The following is a 19,053-nucleotide window of genomic DNA, read 5'->3' on the forward strand; positions in this document are numbered from 1 at the left end:
GACCCGGCAGATGCCCTCGGAAACAGCGGGTAACGACGCCGACACATCGATGGCCCACCATGGTGGGCATGAACGCGTCGAGCGCAGGGCCCACGGAGCCCGAGCACCTCACCCCGGAGCACGCCCGGCTCGCCGAGTCACCGGCCCCGGACGGCCCGTGGCGTCTCTGGGGCCCCTACCTCTCCGCGCGCCAGTGGGGCACCGTCCGGGAGGACTACTCCCCCGACGGCAGCGCCTGGTCCGAGTTCCCCTTCGACCACGCCGCCTCCCGCGCCTACCGCTGGGGCGAGGACGGGCTCGGCGGCATCAGCGACCGGTACGGCTTCCTCAACGTCGCCCTCGCCCTCTGGAACGGCAAGGACCCCATCCTCAAGGAGCGCCTCTTCGGCCTGACGAACGAGGAGGGCAACCACGGGGAGGACGCCAAGGAGTACTGGTGGGCCGTCGACGGCACGCCCACCCACAGCTGGATGGAGTGGCTCTACCGCTACCCGCAGGCCGAGTACCCCTACGAGCAGCTCCGCCGGGCGAACCGCGAGCGCAGTCGTTCCGAGCGCGAGTTCGAGCTCGCCGACACGGGGATCCTCGACCGCAACGAGTTCTTCGACGTCATGCTGACGTACGCGAAAGCGGGCCCGGACGACGTCTGCATCCGCATCACGGCGACGAACCGCGGCCCCGAGGCCGCGCCCCTGCACCTGCTGCCGACGATCTGGCTGCGGAACACGTGGGCCTGGGGCACCGACGACAGGGTCACCGAGCTGCGCGAGGTCCGTCGCAACGGTCGCCCCCCGCGCGGGTGCCGAGCCGCGGAGGTGACGCACGGCTTCCTCGGCCGCTACGTCCTCGTCGCTGCCGGGTCGCCCCAGGTCCTCTTCTGCGACAACGAGACCAACGCCGAGCGCCTCTACGGCACGAAGAACCAGTCGCACTACCCCAAGGACGGCATCAACGACCGCGTCGTCCACGGGCGCCGCGCCGCGGTCAACCCCGGCGGGTACGGCAGCAAGGCGGCGTTCTGGTACCGGTGGGACGCCGTCGAGCCCGGCGAGACGGTGACCGTCGACCTGCGCCTCTCCCCCGCCGACCCCGGCCCGCGCACCTTCGGGGAGGACTTCGAAGCCGTCCTCTCCGAGCGCGCCGCCGAGGCCGACGAGTTCTACGCCCACGTCATCCACCCTTCGCTGCCCGACGTCGACCGGCACGTCGCCCGACGGGCGTATGCCGGCCTGCTCTGGGGCAAGCAGCTGTACCGCTACGACGTGCGCCAGTGGATCGAGGGCGACCCGGTCGGGCCACCGAGCCCCGAGCAGCGCACGCACGGGCGCAACGCCCACTGGCGCCACCTCGCCCTCGCCGACGTCCTGTCGATGCCCGACGAGTGGGAGTACCCGTGGTTCGCCGCGTGGGACCTCGCCTTCCATACGATCCCGCTCGCACACGTCGACCCCGACTTCGCCAAGGAGCAGCTGCTCCTCATGTGCCGGGAGTGGGCGATGGCGCCCAACGGCCAGCTCCCGGCATACGAGTGGGAGTTCGGCGACGTCAACCCGCCCGTCCACGCCTGGGCGGCCTGGCACGTCTACCGGATCGACGGCTACCGCGACCGCGAGTTCCTCGTCCGCGTCTTCACCAAGCTCCTGCTCAACTTCGGGTGGTGGGTCAACCGCAAGGACGCCAACGGCTCCAACCTCTTCGAGGGCGGCTTCCTCGGGATGGACAACATCGGCCTGTTCAACCGGTCCGCACCGCTGCCCCCCGGCTTCCGGCTCGAGCAGTCCGACGCGACGAGCTGGATGGCCTTCTACTGCCAGCAGATGCTGAAGATCGCCCTCGAGCTCGCCCGCACCGACAAGGCGTGGGACGACGTCGCGACGAAGTTCATGGAGCACTTCCTCGCGATCGCCCAGGCCATGCGGCACTTCGGCTCCCACGACAAGTCCCTCTGGCACGAGGAGGACGGTTTCTACTACGACGTCCTCGTCCACCCCGACGGTAGGGCGCCGCACATGCGGGTGCGCTCGATGGTTGGCCTGCTGCCCATCCTCGGGGCGACGGAGATCCCCGCGTGGGTCCTCGACGAGTGCCCCGACCTGACGAGCCGGTTCCGGTGGCTCCAGCAGCGGCGGCCCGAGCTCGTCAAGCCGCTCCTCGCCCGCGAGTCCGACGGCCGGATGCTCCTCACCCTCGTCCCGCCGCGGCGGCTGCGGCGCATCCTGCAGCGGATGTTCGACACCGAGGAGTTCCTCTCGCCGTACGGCATCCGCTCGCTCTCGGCGGCCACCCGCGAGGCCGTCACCGCGACGCTCGGTGGTCAGACGGTCTCGATCGAGTACGAGCCGGGCGAGTCGCGCACGGGGATGTTCGGTGGCAACTCCAACTGGCGCGGCCCGGTCTGGTTCCCCGTCAACGTCCTGCTCGCCGACAAGCTGCGCACGTACGGCCGCTTCTTCGGCGACAGCTTCACCGTCGAGGTCCCCACCGGCTCGGGGCGCCACCTCACGCTCGACGAGGCGGCCGACGTCATCGACTCCGGACTCACCGCCCTCTTCCGTCCGGTCGACGGCCGCCGGCCGTCGGACGGCGCCCGGATCGAATCCAGCGACGACCCGCTCTGGTCGGAGCACCCGACGTTCTCCGAGTACTTCGACGGCGACACCGGCGAGGGGCTCGGCGCCACGCACCAGACGGGCTGGACCGCCCTCGTGGCGCACCTGCTCAACCCTCGGCTGCCTCCGGACCCCCGCACGATGGGTTGGGGCTGACGACCGGCGGGTCCGGCCTCGGGTAGCGTGAGCCCCCGTGACCGCGCCCATCACCGTCCGAGACATCACCGCCGCCGAGCACCTCGCGTGGCTGCGCACCCAGCCCTCGGCGAGCTTCCTGCAGACCCCCGCCTGGGGTCAGGTCAAGCAGGACTGGCGCCACGGGTCCGTCGGATGGTTCGAGGGCGAGCAGATGATCGGCGCGGCCCTCGTGCTCTACCGCTCCCTCCCGCGCATCGGCCGGTCGCTCGCCTACATCCCCGAGGGGCCCTGCATCGACTGGGCTTCCCCGCGCCTCGTGGAGCTGCTCCGGGCGCTGCGCGACCACCTCAAGGCATCGAAGGCCTTCGCCCTGCGGATCGGGCCGCCCGTCGCGACCCACCGCTGGCACGCACCGACGATCAAGGAGGCGATCGGCGACGACGCGATCCGGCGCTATGACCAGGCCCGGCCCGACGTCGTCGAGCCGGTCGGGACGGCGGTCGTCGCGACGCTGCGCCGTCTCGGCTTCGAGCACCTCGCCGCCGAGGACGGCTTCACCGCCGGCCAGCCGGAGTATGTCTTCCAGGTGCCGCTCGCTGGTCGCTCCGAGGCCGACGTCCTCGCCGGAATGAACCAGCTGTGGCGGCGCAACATCAAGAAGACGGAGAAGAACGGCGTCACGGTCCGGGTCGGCGACGCCACCGACATCCCGGCCTTCCACCGCGTCTACGTCGAGACGGCCGAGCGCGACCGCTTCACCCCCAGAGGGGTGGGCTACTTCGAGCAGATGTATGCCGCCCTGTCCGCCGAGGACCCCGACCGGATCCGCGTCTACCTCGCCGAGCACGAGGGCGACGTGCTCGCCGCGACGCTCTGGATCCGCGTCGGCGACCACGCCTGGTACTCCTACGGCGCCTCGACCGCCGCCAAGCGCGAGCTCCAGGCCTCAACGGCGATCCAGTGGCGCATGCTCCGTGACTCGATCGCGGCGGGCTGCACCACCTACGACCTGCGCGGGATCACCAACACCGTGGCGTCGGACAACCCCCACATCGGGCTCATCCGGTTCAAGGTCGGCACCGGGGGCGAGGCCGTCCGCCTCGCCGGCGAGTGGGACCTCCCGCTCAACCCCGTTCTCTACAAGGCCTTCTCGCTCTACATGAAGAGGCGGTGAGCATGACCTTCACGCTCCACGTCGACGGCGCCCGCTGGCGCGCCGCCATGGACGCCGTCGTCGCGGCCCGACCCGGCATCGTCCCGGTCGTCAAGGGCAACGGCTACGGGTTCGGCCGGGACCTGCTCTGCGCCGAGGCCTCGCGGCTCGACGTGCCGATGATCGCCGTCGGCACCTACGTCGAGGTCCCGTCGGCGCTCGCCGCCTTCGGGCGGGACATCCTCGTCATGGAGCCGTACCGCGCGGCGATCCACGCGGACCTGCCCGACCTCGGCAACCGGCGCCTCGTCCACACGATCACCACGCGCCCCGACCTCGACCACCTGCGGGTCCTCCAGCCCACGGCCCGCGTCGTCGTCGAGGGGCTGACCTCCATGAAGCGCTTCGGCGCGCCGGCCGCCGCCCTCGGTGACCTCGTGGCCGCGTCGGACGCCCTCGGCGTCACCCTCCACCTTCCCCTCGGCACCGGCCACGTCGCCGAGATCACCTCGTTCATCGAGGCGGCCCCCGGCATGCGCCGCTGGTATCTCTCGCACGTGTCCCCGTCCGAGCTGGCCAGCCTGCGCAGCCGCTACCCCGAGCACCGGTTCCTCGCCCGGGTCGGCACGGACCTGTGGCTCGCCGACCGCTCCGCGTACGAGGTCCGGGCGCACGTCCTCGACGTCCGGCCCGTCGCCAAGGGTGAGACGGCGGGCTACCGCCAGCGGCCGCTGCCGGCCGGCCACCTCGTCGTCGTGAGCGGTGGGACGTCCCATGGCGTGGCGATGGAGTCGCCCGCCTCCGCCGCGACCGCGCGATCGCGCGCGATCGCCGTGGCAGAGGGTGTGCTCGAGGCAGCGCACCGCGTCCGTTCGCCCTTCACCGTCGCCGGGGTCTCGCCCCGGTTCGCCGAGCCGCCACACATGCAGTGCAGCCTCCTCGCCCTGCCTGAGGGCGTGGCGCCACCGCGCGTCGGGGACACGGTCACGGTCAGGATGCGCCTCACCACGGCCTACCCCGACGCCGTCGTCGTCTCCTGATCCGTCGTGACATGCCCGGGGCGCCCCCGGCGCGAGGACGGACACCGCACTAGGCTGAACCGGGTGTGGACCCGGGACGCGCCGGTCCCCCGAGCCCAGGAGCGGTGACATGAGCTTCAACGAGAATGCCCAGCTCGATACCTCGCAGGTCGAGAGCGGCGGGAGCGGCGGTTTCGGCGGTGGGGGTGGCGGAGGTGGCGGCTTCCCCGGGGGCATCCAGGTCGGCGGCGGGATCGGCGGGCTCATCGTCCTCATCCTCGTGATGATCTTCGGCGGCAGCCGGCTCCTCGGCGGTGGCGACTCCGGCTCGACGACGAACGGCGTGCCCTCACAGCAGCTGCAGACCGACCAGGTCGCCGCGGCCGGGCAGGTGCAGGACTCGGCCTTCTCGCAGTGCAAGACGGGCGCCGACGCCAACAGGGACGACGTCTGCCTCATCGTTGCGACGGTCAACAGCGTCCAGGACTACTGGACCAAGACCCTGCCCAAGTACAACCTCAACTACGAGCCGGTGAAGACCGTCATCTACCAGGGCCAGACCCCGTCCGGCTGCGGCACCGCCAACGCGCAGGTCGGGCCCTTCTACTGCCCGCTCGACAAGAAGGTCTATGTCGACGCCAGCTTCTTCCAGGAGCTGCAGAGCCGCTTCGGCGCCGACGGTGGGCAGCTGGCCAAGGAGTACGTCATCGGCCACGAGTACGGCCACCACGTCCAGGACCTCCTCGGCATCCTCAACCGCGCCCAGCAGGACCCGCAGGGGGCGAACTCCGGTGCGGTGCGCATCGAGCTCATGGCCGACTGCCTGGCCGGGACGTGGGTCAAGCACGCGACGGAGACGACGGACGCGAACGGGACGACCCTGCTCAAGCCGATCACCGATGCCGACATCAAGTCGGCGCTCTCGGCGGCCTCGGCTGTGGGCGACGACCGGATCCAGCAGGCCGCCCAGGGCCGGGTCACGCCGGAGACGTGGACCCACGGCTCGGCGGCGGCGCGCCAGAAGTGGTTCATGCAGGGCTACGAGACCGGCGACATCAACCAGTGCAACACCTTCGGCGTCGCGACGGTCGGCTGAGGCAGCCCGTCGCGAGCCGCGTGGCGCGTCGTCGGGGACGGCGTGGCCACGCCACTAGGCGCCCGGGGTCGCGGGCCGGGTGGTCTCGGTGAGGGCGATCCGGACCGCCCTGCCCCGGCGCAGGGCGGTCTCGAGGACGTCGCGCCGCGGGTCCGGCAGGTCGAAGAGCTCGCGCACGGGCAGCCCACGGAGGGCCCGCAGCGCCGGCGCGTCCAGCACCTCGCCCACGAGCGCCCGGTCTCCCCCGACGACGAGACCACGGGGTATGCCGCTCGCTCCCGTCCGCGGCGACTCGTCGTCCCCGAGGAGCACCGTCCGCGCGTGCGCGACGACCGCGCCGACCAGCTCGTCGGCCTGGTTGGCGCGGCGGCGGGCGAAGCGCTGCTGCGACCAGCCGCCCGCGGCCGTGCGGGACTGGACCCTCCGCGTGCCCACCTTCGACGAGGTGAACGCGCCCGCGTGGGCCAGCCCGACGGCATACCCGCCCCTGCGGATGAGGACGAGACCGAGGGGGTCGTACGCGAAGGGTGTCGCCACGGCGGTCGACCCGTCGGCGGCCATGGCTGACACGACGATGCCGCCCGGAGTCTCCTCCGTGGCGACATCGACCGCTCCGTGCCGCTCGGCGAACCCGGCGAGCCACCGGTCGAGGCGCTCGGGGGCGACCTCGACCACGCGGGTGGTCATCGACCGGGCCGGCGGCTCAGAGGTTGAAACCGAGCGCGCGCAGCTGCTCGCGCCCGTCCTCGGTGATCTTGTCGGGGCCCCACGGGGGCATCCACACCCAGTTGATCCGATGCGTCGCGACGAGCCCTTCGAGGGCCTGGGCCGTCTGGTCCTCGATGACGTCGGTGAGGGGGCAGGCCGCCGACGTCAGCGTCATGTCGATGACGGCGTGGGACTGGGCGTCGACGGTGATGCCGTAGACGAGACCGAGGTCGACGACGTTGATGCCGAGCTCGGGGTCGACGACGTCGCGCAGGGCCTCCTCGACGTCGGCCACGTTGGCCGGGTTGGCCGAGCTGCCGGAGCCGGTGGCGGTCTGGGTCATGACTGCACTCCTTGGGGGGAGGTCGGGAGGGTGGCCGGGACGGAGGCCCGGTTCGAGATGTCGACGCCGGCGCGAGCCAGGGCGTCGGTGAAGGCGGTCCAACCGAGCAGGGCGCACTTGACGCGGGCGGGGTACTTCGAGACCCCCGCCAGCGCGACGCCGTCGCCGATGACCTCCTCGTCGCCGACGACCTTGCCGCGCGAGGTGAGCATCTCGCGCATCGCCGCGAAGGTCTCGAGGGCCTCGGTGACCGGGTGGCCGATGACCTCGTCGGCGAGGACGGAGGTCGACGCGACGGAGATCGAGCAACCCTGGGTGCGGTAGGACACGTCGGTGACGACCGCGTCCTCGCCCTCGCCCGTCACGTCGACCCGCAGGGTGACCTCGTCGCCGCACGTCGGGTTGATGTGGTGGACCTCCGCGTCGAACGGCTCGCGCAGGCCCGCGTGGTGGGGTCGCTTGGAGTGCTCGAGGATGAGCTCCTGGTAGAGGTCCATCTCAGCTCGCTCCAGCCGTCGCCGGCTCGTCGTGGGTCAGCTCGACCGCGGCGGGCCCCTGCTCGACGTCGAGGCCGAAGAGGACGGGCACCCGGTCGAGGGCGGCGAGCAGCGCCGCGACGTCGTCGAGCGTGTTGTGGACGGCGAACGACGCGCGCGTCGTCGCCGCGGCGCCGAGGGCCCGGTGGAGCGGCCAGGCGCAGTGATGCCCGACGCGGACCGCGACCCCCGCGTCGTCGAGGACCTGACCGACGTCGTGGGCGTGAACGCCGTCGACGACGAACGCGACGGCACCCCCGCGGGGCGTCCCCCGCTCGGGACCGACAACCCGGACCCAGGGACGGTCGGCGAGGCCAGCGAGCAGGGCGTCGACGAGGCGAGCCTCGTGCGCCTGGATCCGCTCGAGACCGATCCGCTCGATCCAGCGGACGGCCGCGGCGAGCCCGACCGCCTGCGCGGCGTTGGGCACGCCCGCCTCGAACTTCTGCGGCGGCGGCGCCCACGTCGAGCGCTCCATCGTCACGAGCTCGATCATCGACCCACCCGTGAGGAACGGCGGCATGACCTCGAGAAGCTCGCTCCGCCCCCAGAGGACGCCCACACCCATCGGGCCGTACATCTTGTGGCCGCTGAAGGCGATGAAGTCGGCGCCGAGGGAGGCCACGTCGACGGGCAGGTGTGGCACCGACTGGCACGCGTCGACGACGACGAGCGCTCCGACGGCGTGCGCGCGCGCCGCCAGCTCGGTCACCGGGTTGACGGTGCCGAGCACGTTGGACACGTGGGCGAGGGCGAACACCTTCGTCCGCTCGGTGAGCAGGTCGTCGAGCGAGGATAGGTCGAGCGCGCCGTTCGCGCCGAGCGGGATCCACCGCAGGGTCGCCCCGGTTCGACGGGCCAGTTCCTGCCAGGGCACGAGGTTGGCATGGTGCTCCATCTCGGTGACGAGGATCTCGTCACCGGGCCGCAGCACGAACCGCTCGTCCTTGGGGTCGTCGGTCGGCGCCGCGTTGGAGAAGGCGTACGCGACGAGGTTGATCGCCTCGGTCGCGTTCTTCGTGAAGACGACCTCGTGCGGGGGCGCGCCGATGAACGCCGCGACCGTCTCGCGGGCCGCCTCGAAGTCGTCGGTCGCCTCCTCGGCGAGCTGGTGCGCACCGCGGTGGACGGCCGCGTTGTGATGCTCGTAGAAGGCGCGCTCGGCGTCGAGGACGGCTACCGGCTTGTGCGACGTCGCCCCCGAGTCGAGGTAGACGAGCGGCTTGCCGTCACGCACGGTGCGCGTCAGGACCGGGAACTCGCCGCGGATGGCGGCGAGCTCCCGATCCGTGAACGGCGCTGTGGCAGAGGTCATCTCGAGTCGAGTCCCTCAGACCGTCGCCGACGAGGTGAAGCGGTCGTAGCCCTCGTCCTCGAGGCGGTCGGCGAGCTCGGGCCCGCCCTCCTCGACGATCCTGCCGTCGACGAAGACATGGACGAAGTCGGGCTTGATGTAGCGCAGGATCCGCGTGTAGTGCGTGATGAGCAGGACGCCGAGGTCGCTGGACCCCTTGGCGCGGTTGACGCCCTCGGAGACGATCTTGAGCGCGTCGACGTCGAGGCCGGAGTCGGTCTCGTCGAGGATGGCCACCTTGGGCTTGAGCAGCTCCATCTGGAGGATCTCGTGGCGCTTCTTCTCGCCGCCGGAGAACCCCTCGTTGACGTTGCGCTCGGCGAAGGCCGGGTCCATGCGGAGGTTGCCCATGGCCTCCTTGACCTCCTTGACCCACGTGCGCAGCTTGGGGGCCTCGCCGTCGATCGCGGTCTTCGCGGTGCGCAGGAAGTTGCTCACGGTGACGCCGGGGACCTCGACGGGGTACTGCATGGCGAGGAAGAGGCCGGCACGGGCGCGCTCGTCGACACTCATGGCGAGCACGTCCTCCCCGTCGAGCGTGACGGTGCCGCCGGTGACCGTGTACTTCGGGTGGCCGGCGATGCTGTAGGCGAGCGTCGACTTGCCGGAGCCGTTCGGGCCCATGATCGCGTGGGTCTCACCGGAGTTCACGGTGAGGTCCACCCCGCGCAGGATCTCCTTGGGGCCGTCCTCGGTCTCGACAGAGACCGTCAGTCCCTTGATCTCGAGCGTGCTCATGGGTCAGTTCTCCTTCGTGACGGTCTGGCCGTCGGCGTTCGGTGCAGTGGGGTTCGCGGCGGGGTTCGCGGCGGGGTTCGCGGAGGCGTATGCCGTCGAGGCGAGCTCCTCCTCGATGGCGGCCGTGATCTCGTCGCGGAGGTCGGCCAGCGGGATCTCGCGGATGATGTCGGCGAAGAAACCGCGCACGACGAGGCGCTTCGCCTCGTCCTCGGGGATGCCCCGCGCCTGCAGGTAGAACAGCTGCAGGTCGTCGAAGCGTCCGGTGGCGGAGGCGTGGCCGGCGCCCTCGATCTCGCCCGTCTCGATCTCGAGGTTGGGCACCGAGTCGGCGCGGGCGCCGTCGGTGAGGATGAGGTTGCGGTTGAGCTCGTAGGTGTCGGTGCCCTCGGCCTCGGCACGGATGAGGACGTCGCCGACCCAGACCGTGCGGGCGGTCGCGCCCTGGAGCGCACCCTTGTACGTGGCGCGGCTCGTGCAGTGCGGCGCGTTGTGGTCGATGTAGGAGCGGTGCTCGAGGTGCTGTCCCGCGTCGGCGAAGTAGACGCCGAGAAGGGTCGCGTTACCACCGGGGCCCGCGTAGCGGACGTTGGCGTTGAGCCGGACGACCTCACCGCCGAGGGTGACGCCCACGTGCTTGTACGTCGCGTCGCGGCCGACGAGGGCGTCGTGCTGCGCGAGGTGCACGGAGCCGTCGGACCAGCGCTGCGTCGAGACGACCGTGAGGTCGGAGCCGTCGCCGGTCACGACCGAGACGAGCTCGGAGTGCTGCGCGAGACCGGTGTGCTCGAGGACGAGGGTCGCCTTCGAGTGGCGCCCGGCCCGCACGACGACGTGGCCGTGCGAGGCGGTGTCACCCGAGCCGGTGAGGACGACCCGCACCGGCTCGGCGAGCTCGGCCTCGGCCGGGATGTCGACGAGGACGGCGGCGGCCGAGGCTGCGGCGACGACCGCGGCCCGGTCCTGCGGAGGCAGGATGCCGAGCGCGCGGGCGTCGGAGGCGGAGATCGGGGAGACGGTCACGCCCGCAGGGAGCGAGTCGGTCCACGCGAGGCCGTCGCTCGCACCCTCGGCGAAGAGGGCGGAGAGCTTCTTGACCGGCGTGAAGCGCCACTCCTCCTCGCGCCCCGTCGGGACGGGGAACGCGGAGACGTCGAACGACGCGGTGCGCTCGGCCCGCGACTGGTCGGGCACGAAGGCCGCGACCGAGTCGGTGTGGGGCCGCGCCAGGGGGTCGGCGGTCATGGTGTCGGCAACGGACATCAGCCGACGGCTCCTTCCATCTGGAGTTCGATGAGGCGGTTCAGCTCGAGGGCGTACTCCATCGGGAGCTCGCGCGCGATGGGCTCGATGAAGCCGCGGACGATCATGGCCATGGCCTCGTCCTCGGCCATGCCCCGGGACATGAGGTAGAACAGCTGGTCGTCGCTGACCTTCGAGACGGTCGCCTCGTGACCCATCGAGACGTCGTCCTCGCGGATGTCGACGTACGGGTAGGTGTCGGAGCGGCTGATCGTGTCGACGAGGAGGGCGTCGCAGCGCACGGTCGAGGCCGAGTGGGAGGCGCCTTCGAGCACCTGGACGAGGCCGCGGTAGGACGCACGGCCGCCGCCGCGGGCGACCGACTTGCTGATGATCGAGCTGCTCGTGTTGGGAGCGGCGTGGACCATCTTCGAGCCGGTGTCCTGGTGCTGGCCCTCACCGGCGAACGCGATCGAGAGCGTCTCGCCCTTGGCGTGCTCACCCATGAGGAAGACGGCCGGGTACTTCATCGTCACCTTGGAGCCGATGTTCCCGTCGACCCACTCCATCGTCGCGCCCTCCTCGCAGGTGGCGCGCTTGGTGACGAGGTTGTAGACGTTGTTGGACCAGTTCTGGATCGTCGTGTAACGCACGCGGGCGTTCTTCTTCACGATGATCTCGACGACGGCCGAGTGGAGCGAGTCCGACTTGTAGATCGGCGCCGTGCAGCCCTCGACGTAGTGCACGTAGGAGCCCTCGTCGGCGATGATCAGGGTCCGCTCGAACTGGCCCATGTTCTCCGTGTTGATGCGGAAGTAGGCCTGGAGCGGGATGTCGACGTGGACGCCCGGCGGGACGTAGATGAACGAGCCGCCCGACCAGACGGCGGTGTTGAGCGCGGCGAACTTGTTGTCGCCGACCGGGATCACCGTCGCGAAGTGCTCGCGGAAGATGTCCTCGTGCTCCTTCAGGGCCGTGTCGGTGTCGAGGAAGATGACGCCCTTCTCCTCGAGGTCCTCACGGATCTGGTGGTAGACGACCTCCGACTCGTACTGCGCGGCGACACCGGCGACGAGGCGCTGCTTCTCCGCCTCGGGGATGCCGAGCCGGTCGTAGGTGTTCTTGATCTCCTCGGGCAGCTCGTCCCAGGTGGTCGCCTGCTTCTCGGTGGACTTCACGAAGTACTTGATGTTCTGGAAGTCGATGCCGGTGAGGTCCGAGCCCCATGAGGGCATCGGCTTCTTGTCGAAGAGCGACAGGCCCTTGAGGCGCAGCTTCGTCATCCACTCGGGCTCGCTCTTGCGGGCCGAGATGTCGCGGACGACCTCCTCGTTCAGGCCACGACGCGCGGAGGAACCGGCGACGTCGCTGTCGGCCCAGCCGTACTCGTAGCGCCCGATGTCCTTCAGACCCGGGTTGAGCTCTTCGATGTGCGTGCTCATGAAGGGAGACCTTCCTTGGGGTGGTCGTTTCGTGCGTGCGTCGGGGAGTTCGTGGTGGGGGCCGCGGACGTATGCCGCTGTGCGGGCTCGTGGGGCACCGGCGGCACGGTGGCGGCGCCGCTGGGGTCAACACGGTCGGGGCTCGTCGTCTTCCGGGCCGGCCCACCGGTCGGGATGAACGTGGTGCAGACGTGGTGCCCGCCGGCGAGGGTGGCGAGGCGCTGGACGTGGACGCCGAGGAGGCGGGAGAACGCGTCGGTCTCGGCCTCGCAGAAGGCCGGGAACTCGGCTGCGACGTGCTGGACCGGGCAGTGACCCTGGCAGAGCTGGACCCCCGAGAGGGCACCCGCACCGACGGGACGGGCCGTCGCGGCGAAGCCGTCCTCGCTGAGGGCGGCGACGAGGACCTCCGCCCGGGCGGCGGGGTCGGTGCCCACGGCGGCGAGCCGAGCGGCATACCGCTCCTCGACCGCGGCGATCCGATCGCGCGCGAAGTCTCCGACGGCCTCAGGGCCGGCCTGGGCCGAGAGGTAGCGGAGGACCTCGACGGCGAGCGAGTCGTAGTCGGCCTCGAGGGCCCGGTGGCCGGCATCGGAGACGACGTAGGCGCGGGCGGGCCGTCCGCGGCCACGGCGGGCGGTCGTCGGCTCGTGCTCGACGACGGCGCCCTGCTCGACGAGCGCGTCGAGGTGGCGCCGGACGGCGGCGGGAGTCAGCTCGAGGCGTCGGCCGAGCTCGGCGGCCGACACGGGACCGTCGGTGGAGACCATGTGCAGGACGCGGGAGCGCGTGCGCGACTCGAGCGGCGAGACGTGCTCGCCGTCCCTGGTCTCACGCTGGATGCGCTCACCGATAAACACCACACCATTGTGACGTAAATACCGGCCCTACTCCAGTTAGGCCGTCCTTACCCTCGCGCGAGCCGGCCCTCAGCCCCCGTGACGTGTGTCGCCGCCGGGGTTGGGAGCCGCGGTCCCGAACCCCTCGTCGGGCGCGGTCCACGCGTCCGGCTCGTCGGGCTGGTCGGGCTCGTCGATCTCCACGACGTCCGCGTCCTCGAAATCGTCCTGGAGGTCGGGTTCGTCGCTGATGTCCACCTCGTCCTCGGCCTCGCCCTGGGGCATGAGCACCGACGGCAGCTTCGTGCGCGGCGGCGCGACCGCATCGGGTCCGAACCACCGGCGCCGCAGCGGCGCGGTGACCCAGCCGAGCGGGCAGGTGAGGACGTAGCCGTAGGCGATGACGAGACCCGTCGGACCGGGCGCTACGACGAGCCCGATGACCACGGCCACGACGACACCGAGCGTGAGGGGCAGGTTCTGCGTCGACAGGAGGGAGCGGAAGGACCGGAAGCGGAACGAGGAGGCCATGAGTGCGGCGGGCAGGACCCCGGCCACGACCGGCAGGATTCGCTCCCCGCTGCCGAGGGGGCCGTCGATCGCGAAGACGGTCGCGATGACGACCCCGGCGGCGCCGGGGCTCGCGAGGCCGACGAAGTAGCGCTTGTCGGCCAGGGGGTCGATCGTCACGTTGAAGCGCGCGAGCCGGTAGGCGGCACAGGCGAGCCAGAACATCGCGCCGGCCCAGGCCCAGACGGGGTAGGCGGGAAGGGCCCACGTGTAGACGAGGACCGCCGGGGCGATCCCGAACGAGATGAGGTCGGCGAGCGAGTCGAACTGCAGGCCGAAGGGGGTGATCGCTCCGACGGCGCGCGCGACGGCGCCGTCGGAGATGTCGAGCAGGATCGAGACGGCGATGAGGACCGCGGCCCAGCGGAAGTGGCCCTGGAAGGACAGCAGCACCGACGAGAACCCGCAGAGCATGTTGCCGAGCGTGAAGAGGCTCGGCAGCATGACGCGGGCCCGCACTCGCGGGTTGAGTCGGCTGAGCGGGACGACGCGCGCGCCGGTCGCCGAGACAAGCCGGATGCCGCGGGTGACCCGGTCGCGCCGGCGCGGGCGCCGGGCTCCGGACGGATCGCCGCTCATCGGGCGTCCACCGCCGGGAAGCGCCCGAGAACCGTCTCGCCGGCGACCGCGCGCGTGCCCTTGGTGACCTCGAGGACGACCTCCTGAGGGACGAAGACGTCCATGCGCGAGCCGAACTTCATCAGGCCGATGCGCTCGCCCGTCGCCACCTCGTCACCCGGCTGGATGCGCGTGACGATGCGGCGGGCCAGCTGCCCCACCAGCTGGCGGTAGACGACCCGGCGGGTCGTGCCGCCGACGACGCGCTCGACGGTGATGTCGCTCCGCTCGTTCTTCATCGCGCTCTCGGCCCGGTAGGCGGCGAGGAACCGGCCCGGCGTGTGGGTGACGTCGACGACCCGGCCGCCGTAGGGCGAGCGGTTGATGTGGACGTCGAGCAGCGACAGGAAGATGCTGACCTGCTGCCACTCCCCCTCCGGGGCCACCCCGGGCTGCGGCGTCCCGACGTGGACGACCATGCCGTCGGCGGGGGCCAGGATGACGTCGGAGTCCTCGACGGGAAGGCGGTCAGGCGTGCGGTCGGGGTCGCGGAAGAACAGGGTCACGCCGGCGGTGAGCAGCCCGAGGGCCGCGGTCGTGCGCGGCCGGCGGGCGAGCGCGGCCACCACGGTCGGCACCGCCGCGAGTGCGGTGAACGGCTTGGCTGCAGGGTCGATCTTCACGGTCGGGGGGCTCTCCGGGGTCGTCGGGTGCGGGCAGGGCGGGCACAGGGTGGCACACGGTGGCACACGATGGCGCGGCGCCGCACCACCGGACGAGGGTGGGCGGGGACGTGCCCGGTCGGATTCCAGCGGTGTCGGGTGGACGGGCCGTGTGCGTGACCGTCCGGGACCGAGCCTAGACTCATCTGCCGTGACCCATGCCGTGAGCCTGACCGACGTTCGCCGGACCTTCGGCACGGTCACCGCGCTCGACGGGCTGACCTGGTCGGCCCCCCTCGGACGGGTCACGGCGGTCCTCGGCCCCAACGGCGCCGGCAAGACGACGGCCGTCGAGTGCGCGGTCGGACTGACGAGGCCCGACTCCGGCACGGTCCGCGTGCTCGGGACGGATCCCGCCACGGCGGGCGCCGACCACCGGGCGCGCGTCGGCGTCATGCTCCAGTCGGGAGGGCTGCCCAACGGCACGAAGCCGATGCGCCTGCTCGACCACCTCGCCCGTCTCTATGCCGACCCGGCCGACGTCCCCGCGACGGCGCGCCGGCTCGGTATCGACACCTTCGCGGGCACGACCGTGCGGCGCCTCTCCGGCGGCCAGAAGCAGCGCCTCGCCCTCGCCGCCGCGCTGCTCGGGCAGCCCGAGGTCCTCTTCCTCGACGAGCCGGCGGCCGGACTCGACCCCCACGGTCGCCTCGACGTGTGGGACCTCATCAGCGAGCTGCGCTCCGGCGGGGTCTCCGTCGTCGTGACGACCCATTCGTTCGAGGAGGCTGACCGCCTCGCCGACCACCTCGTCATCATGAGTGCCGGCCGGACCGTGGCCGAGGGGCCCGTCGCCGCGGTGAAGCAGGGCCGCTCCCTCGAGGACGTCTACTTCGAGCTGACGAGGACGGGCCGCCCGTGACCGCCGACCTCCCTGCGTCCACACCCGTGGCGCCCCTCACGCCCCGGACCGCGGCGCCGGCCCGGCGACGGGTCCTCGCCCAGGCCCGCTTCGAGGCCGGCACCCTCCTGCGCAACGGCGAGCAGCTGCTCGTCTCGCTCCTCCTGCCCGCCATGGTCCTCGTCGGCGTCCACGCCTCGACGAGCCCGTCGCTCGGGCCCGGACGGCGCATCGACGTCGCGGTCCCCGGCGTCCTCGCGCTCTGCGTCATCTCCTCCGCCTTCACCTCCCAGGCGATCTCGACGGGGTTCGACCGCCGCTACTCGGTGCTGCGCTACCTCGGCGTGACCCCGCTCGGCCGCGGCGGCCTCATCGCCGCCAAGGTCGTCGCGACCCTGCTCGTCGAGCTGCTCCAGGTCGTCGTCCTCGGCGGGCTGGGCCTCGCGCTCGGCTGGCAGCCCTCGCTCGCCGGCATCCCGTATGCCGTCGTCTTCCTCGTCGTCGGCACGTGGACCTTCGTCGCGCTCGCCCTGCTGCTCGCCGGGACCGTCCGTGCCGAGGCCGTCCTCGCGCTCGCCAACCTCATCTGGGTCCTGCTGCTCGTCCTCGGCGGGGTCGTCGTGCCGCGGACCGAGCTGCCCGGTTCCGTGGGCGGCGTCGCCGCCCTGCTGCCTTCGGCGGGGCTCGCCGACGGCCTGCGGTCCGCGCTCGTCCTGGGCCGGCTGAACGTGCCGGCCCTGGTCGTCCTCCTCGGGTGGGCCACGATCGCCACGGCGCTCGCGGCGCGCTTCTTCCGGTTCGACGACTGACTCGGCAAGACTGCGCGCACCCCGACCCCCTGGAGGTGCCGTGTTCGACCTCGTCCTCGGTCTGCCCGTCCACGCGCTCGTCGTCCACGCCGTCGTCGTCCTCGTGCCGCTCGCGGCCGGAGCGGCGGTGGCGTACGTCCTGCGCCCCCGCTGGCGGCACCTCCTGCGCTGGCCGACGGGGGTCGGCGCCCTCGTCGCGGGCGCTACGGCCTTCGTCGCCGCAGAGAGCGGCGAGAAGCTCCTGGTCCGCGTCGCGCAGACGCGCGCGAGCACGACGGACTTCGGGCTGCTCCAGCAGCACGTCGACTGGGGCAACCGGGCCAAGATCGCCTGTGCCCTCTTCCTGATGCTCGCCCTCGGCGCCGTGTGGCTCGTCCGGCCACCCGACGAGGAGGAGCCGCGCTCGCGCCCGCTCGAGGTCCTGGTCAGCGTCGTCGTCGTCCTCGCGTCCATCGCCGCGGTGACGACGGTCGTGCTCGCCGGGCACGCCGGGTCGAAGGTCGTCTGGAGCGGCCTCGGCTGAACCGACCCGGGTTTTCGCCGCCCCGGCGCTGCGGCTTACCCTCTGAGGGTGTCATCCACCTCCACCCTGACCCAGCCGAAACGAGCGGCGGCCGCCAACCGGTTCGCACGAGTCGTCAACCGGCTCCCCGCCGCTCCCGCCGGCTGGGTCCGCCCCGTCCTGGTCGCCAACCTCGTCGGCGAGGTCGGCATCGTCGTCACCGGCGGCGTGGTTCGCCTCACCGGCAGCGGTCTCGGGTGCACGACGTGGCCGGAGTGCATGCCCGGGTCGTTCACCCCGGTCCGGGAGGACCCGACGCAGTTCCACGACCTCATCGAGTTCGGCAACCGCACCCTCACCGGGGTCGTCGGCATCCTCGCCATCGCCACGATCTGGGCCGTGGTGACGCGGTGGCCCCAGCGCACACGGATGCACGTCCTCGCCGTAGCCGTCCTCGGCGGGGTCCTCGCGCAGGCCGTCGCCGGTGGCATCACCGTGCGGACGGGCCTCAACCCGTGGACCGTCATGTTCCACTTCCTCATGTCGATGGCCCTCGTCGCCGTGTCCACGGCCCTCGTGCGGGGCGCTCGTGACGAGGAGTCCGGCCCCGGCGACCTGCTCGTGCACCCCCTGGCCCGACGCGCAGCCCAGGCCACGTGCGTCGTCGGCTTCGCCGTCCTGCTCCTCGGGACGGTCGTCACCGGGTCCGGCCCGCACTCCGGCGACGCGGTCACCCCGGCTCGCACCGGCTTCGACCCGCGTTTCGTCTCGTGGATGCACGCTGACCTCGTCATGCTCTTCGGCGGCCTCGTCGTCGCGACCCTCCTCGCGGTTCGTCTCACCGCAACGCGTCCCGAACCGACCCGCGCCTGGTGGTGGGTGCTCGCCGTGACGGTCGGGCAGGGCGTCATCGGCTACGTGCAGTACTTCACCGGGCTGCCCGAGGTCCTCGTCATCCTGCACATGCTGGGGGCGAGCCTGCTCGTGGTCACCCTCACCCTGGGGCTGCTCGGCACCCGCACGCGACCGGTCTGACGCCTCCGTCGGAACGGCTCGGCGGGCCGTCACCGAACCACAAGGACTTTCCCACGACGGTCGGAGGTGGTCCTGCCTAGGCTGAAGCGGTGTCCACCATCCTCGTCGTCGACGACGACCAGACCGTCCGCGAGGTCGTCACGACGTATCTCACGCGGGCGGGGCTCGACGTGGTCGAGGCCGATGACGGCCCGGCCGCCCTCGCTGCGGCCGCCGACCACGAGCCGGCGCTCGTCGTGCTCGACCTCACGCTTCCCGGACTCGACGGGCTGGAGGTCTTCCGGCGGCTCCGCGCGGCCCGTGGGGACCTGCCCGTCGTCATGCTGACGGCACGTGGGGACGAGTCGGACCGGGTGCTCGGTCTCGAGATCGGCGCCGACGACTACGTCACCAAGCCGTTCAGCAGCCGCGAGCTCGTCCTGCGGATCCAGTCGATCCTGCGCCGCGCCGCGGCCGACCACGCGACGCCGGAGGCCGGCCCGCTGGTCGACGGCGACCTGCGCGTCGACCGCCGCCGGCACGAAGCCTGGCTCGGAGACGAGCCGCTCCCCCTGACCAGCCGTGAGTTCGACCTGCTGGCCCACTTCCTGAGCCACCCGGGCCAGGCGTTCTCGCGCCAGGAGCTCATGCGTCAGGTGTGGGGCTGGGAGTACGGCGACGAGTCGACCGTGACCGTCCACGTGCGGCGCCTGCGCGAGAAGGTGGAGGCGGACCCGGGACATCCGGTTCGCCTGCAGACGGTCTGGGGCGTCGGCTACCGGTGGGACGGGGCCTCGTGAGCCGGTCCCGTGCCGACCGC

General features: G+C 71.8%; 19 protein-coding genes. 9 read left to right on the top strand and 10 right to left on the bottom strand.

What is annotated here, in order from left to right:
* The first annotated feature begins 68 nt into the window (after positions 1-68).
* The 4 genes from N865_RS09650 to ypfJ all read left to right on the top strand — a co-directional run bounded on the left by N865_RS09650 (position 69) and on the right by ypfJ (position 6,015).
* Entirely contained in the window at positions 69-2,765 is a 2,697-nt protein-coding gene (locus N865_RS09650) for an MGH1-like glycoside hydrolase domain-containing protein (RefSeq protein WP_034804780.1), read from the top strand.
* A gap of 37 nt (positions 2,766-2,802) precedes the next feature.
* Entirely contained in the window at positions 2,803-3,921 is a 1,119-nt protein-coding gene (locus N865_RS09655; RefSeq protein WP_034804782.1) for a lipid II:glycine glycyltransferase FemX, read from the top strand.
* Between the two features lie 2 nt (positions 3,922-3,923).
* Entirely contained in the window at positions 3,924-4,940 is a 1,017-nt protein-coding gene (locus N865_RS09660; RefSeq protein ID WP_034804785.1) for an alanine racemase, read from the top strand.
* 109 nt (positions 4,941-5,049) lie between these two features.
* Positions 5,050-6,015 carry a KPN_02809 family neutral zinc metallopeptidase gene (gene ypfJ / locus N865_RS09665; RefSeq protein WP_034804788.1) on the top strand — a complete coding sequence of 322 codons (966 nt, stop codon included), beginning with the start codon at positions 5,050-5,052 and terminating at the stop codon, positions 6,013-6,015.
* A 54-nt stretch (positions 6,016-6,069) separates the two neighbouring features.
* Here the strand turns inward: ypfJ and N865_RS09670 are convergent, their stop codons facing one another.
* From N865_RS09670 to N865_RS09715, 10 genes are all read right to left on the bottom strand, one after another.
* On the bottom strand, positions 6,070-6,702 hold the full coding sequence (locus N865_RS09670; RefSeq protein ID WP_034804791.1) for an acVLRF1 family peptidyl-tRNA hydrolase: 633 nt from the start codon (positions 6,700-6,702) through the stop codon (positions 6,070-6,072).
* A 16-nt stretch (positions 6,703-6,718) separates the two neighbouring features.
* On the bottom strand, positions 6,719-7,066 hold the full coding sequence (locus N865_RS09675; protein WP_034804794.1) for a metal-sulfur cluster assembly factor: 348 nt from the start codon (positions 7,064-7,066) through the stop codon (positions 6,719-6,721).
* A complete protein-coding gene (gene sufU, locus N865_RS09680; protein WP_034804797.1) occupies positions 7,063-7,563 on the bottom strand; it encodes a Fe-S cluster assembly sulfur transfer protein SufU in 501 nt (166 codons plus the stop codon). Before sufU ends, N865_RS09675 begins: the two co-directional genes overlap by 4 nt.
* A gap of 1 nt (position 7,564) precedes the next feature.
* Positions 7,565-8,917 (bottom strand): aminotransferase class V-fold PLP-dependent enzyme, encoded by a 1,353-nt coding sequence (locus tag N865_RS09685; RefSeq protein WP_051510416.1) that lies wholly within the window; start codon positions 8,915-8,917, stop codon positions 7,565-7,567.
* Positions 8,918-8,932: 15 nt separating this feature from the next.
* Entirely contained in the window at positions 8,933-9,694 is a 762-nt protein-coding gene (gene sufC / locus N865_RS09690; RefSeq protein ID WP_034804800.1) for a Fe-S cluster assembly ATPase SufC, read from the bottom strand.
* Positions 9,695-9,697: 3 nt separating this feature from the next.
* A complete protein-coding gene (gene sufD / locus N865_RS09695) occupies positions 9,698-10,957 on the bottom strand; it encodes a Fe-S cluster assembly protein SufD (protein WP_034804803.1) in 1,260 nt (419 codons plus the stop codon).
* Positions 10,957-12,378 carry a Fe-S cluster assembly protein SufB gene (gene sufB / locus N865_RS09700; RefSeq protein WP_034804806.1) on the bottom strand — a complete coding sequence of 474 codons (1,422 nt, stop codon included), beginning with the start codon at positions 12,376-12,378 and terminating at the stop codon, positions 10,957-10,959. Before sufB ends, sufD begins: the two co-directional genes overlap by 1 nt.
* Positions 12,375-13,238 carry a helix-turn-helix transcriptional regulator gene (locus N865_RS09705; protein WP_051510420.1) on the bottom strand — a complete coding sequence of 288 codons (864 nt, stop codon included), beginning with the start codon at positions 13,236-13,238 and terminating at the stop codon, positions 12,375-12,377. Before N865_RS09705 ends, sufB begins: the two co-directional genes overlap by 4 nt.
* Before the next feature lie 69 nt (positions 13,239-13,307).
* On the bottom strand, positions 13,308-14,366 hold the full coding sequence (locus N865_RS09710; protein ID WP_084328108.1) for a CDP-alcohol phosphatidyltransferase family protein: 1,059 nt from the start codon (positions 14,364-14,366) through the stop codon (positions 13,308-13,310).
* Complete coding sequence (locus tag N865_RS09715) at positions 14,363-15,028, bottom strand: phosphatidylserine decarboxylase (RefSeq protein ID WP_034804809.1); 666 nt, start codon at positions 15,026-15,028, stop codon at positions 14,363-14,365. The genes N865_RS09710 and N865_RS09715 overlap by 4 nt, the downstream gene beginning before the upstream one ends.
* 190 nt (positions 15,029-15,218) lie before the next feature.
* Here N865_RS09715 and N865_RS09720 point away from each other — a divergent pair, with 190 nt between their 5' ends.
* The 5 genes from N865_RS09720 to N865_RS09740 all read left to right on the top strand — a co-directional run bounded on the left by N865_RS09720 (position 15,219) and on the right by N865_RS09740 (position 19,033).
* Entirely contained in the window at positions 15,219-15,929 is a 711-nt protein-coding gene (locus N865_RS09720) for an ABC transporter ATP-binding protein (RefSeq protein WP_034804812.1), read from the top strand.
* Positions 15,926-16,717: an ABC transporter permease gene (locus tag N865_RS09725; protein ID WP_084328109.1), complete on the top strand. Its 792-nt coding sequence runs from the start codon at positions 15,926-15,928 to the stop codon at positions 16,715-16,717. Before N865_RS09720 ends, N865_RS09725 begins: the two co-directional genes overlap by 4 nt.
* A 40-nt stretch (positions 16,718-16,757) precedes the next feature.
* Positions 16,758-17,240, top strand: coding sequence for a DUF2231 domain-containing protein (locus N865_RS09730; protein ID WP_034804816.1), 483 nt, complete (start codon positions 16,758-16,760; stop codon positions 17,238-17,240).
* Between the two features lie 48 nt (positions 17,241-17,288).
* Entirely contained in the window at positions 17,289-18,254 is a 966-nt protein-coding gene (locus N865_RS09735) for a COX15/CtaA family protein (protein ID WP_084328110.1), read from the top strand.
* 89 nt (positions 18,255-18,343) lie between these two features.
* The gene (locus N865_RS09740; RefSeq protein WP_034804818.1) at positions 18,344-19,033 is read left to right on the top strand and encodes a response regulator transcription factor; all 690 of its coding nucleotides are present in this window, start codon (positions 18,344-18,346) and stop codon (positions 19,031-19,033) included.
* Positions 19,034-19,053: the final 20 nt, after the last annotated feature.

This window comes from Intrasporangium oryzae NRRL B-24470, assembly GCF_000576595.1.
In the GTDB taxonomy this organism is placed as follows: Bacteria; Actinomycetota; Actinomycetes; order Actinomycetales; family Dermatophilaceae; genus Intrasporangium_C; species Intrasporangium_C oryzae.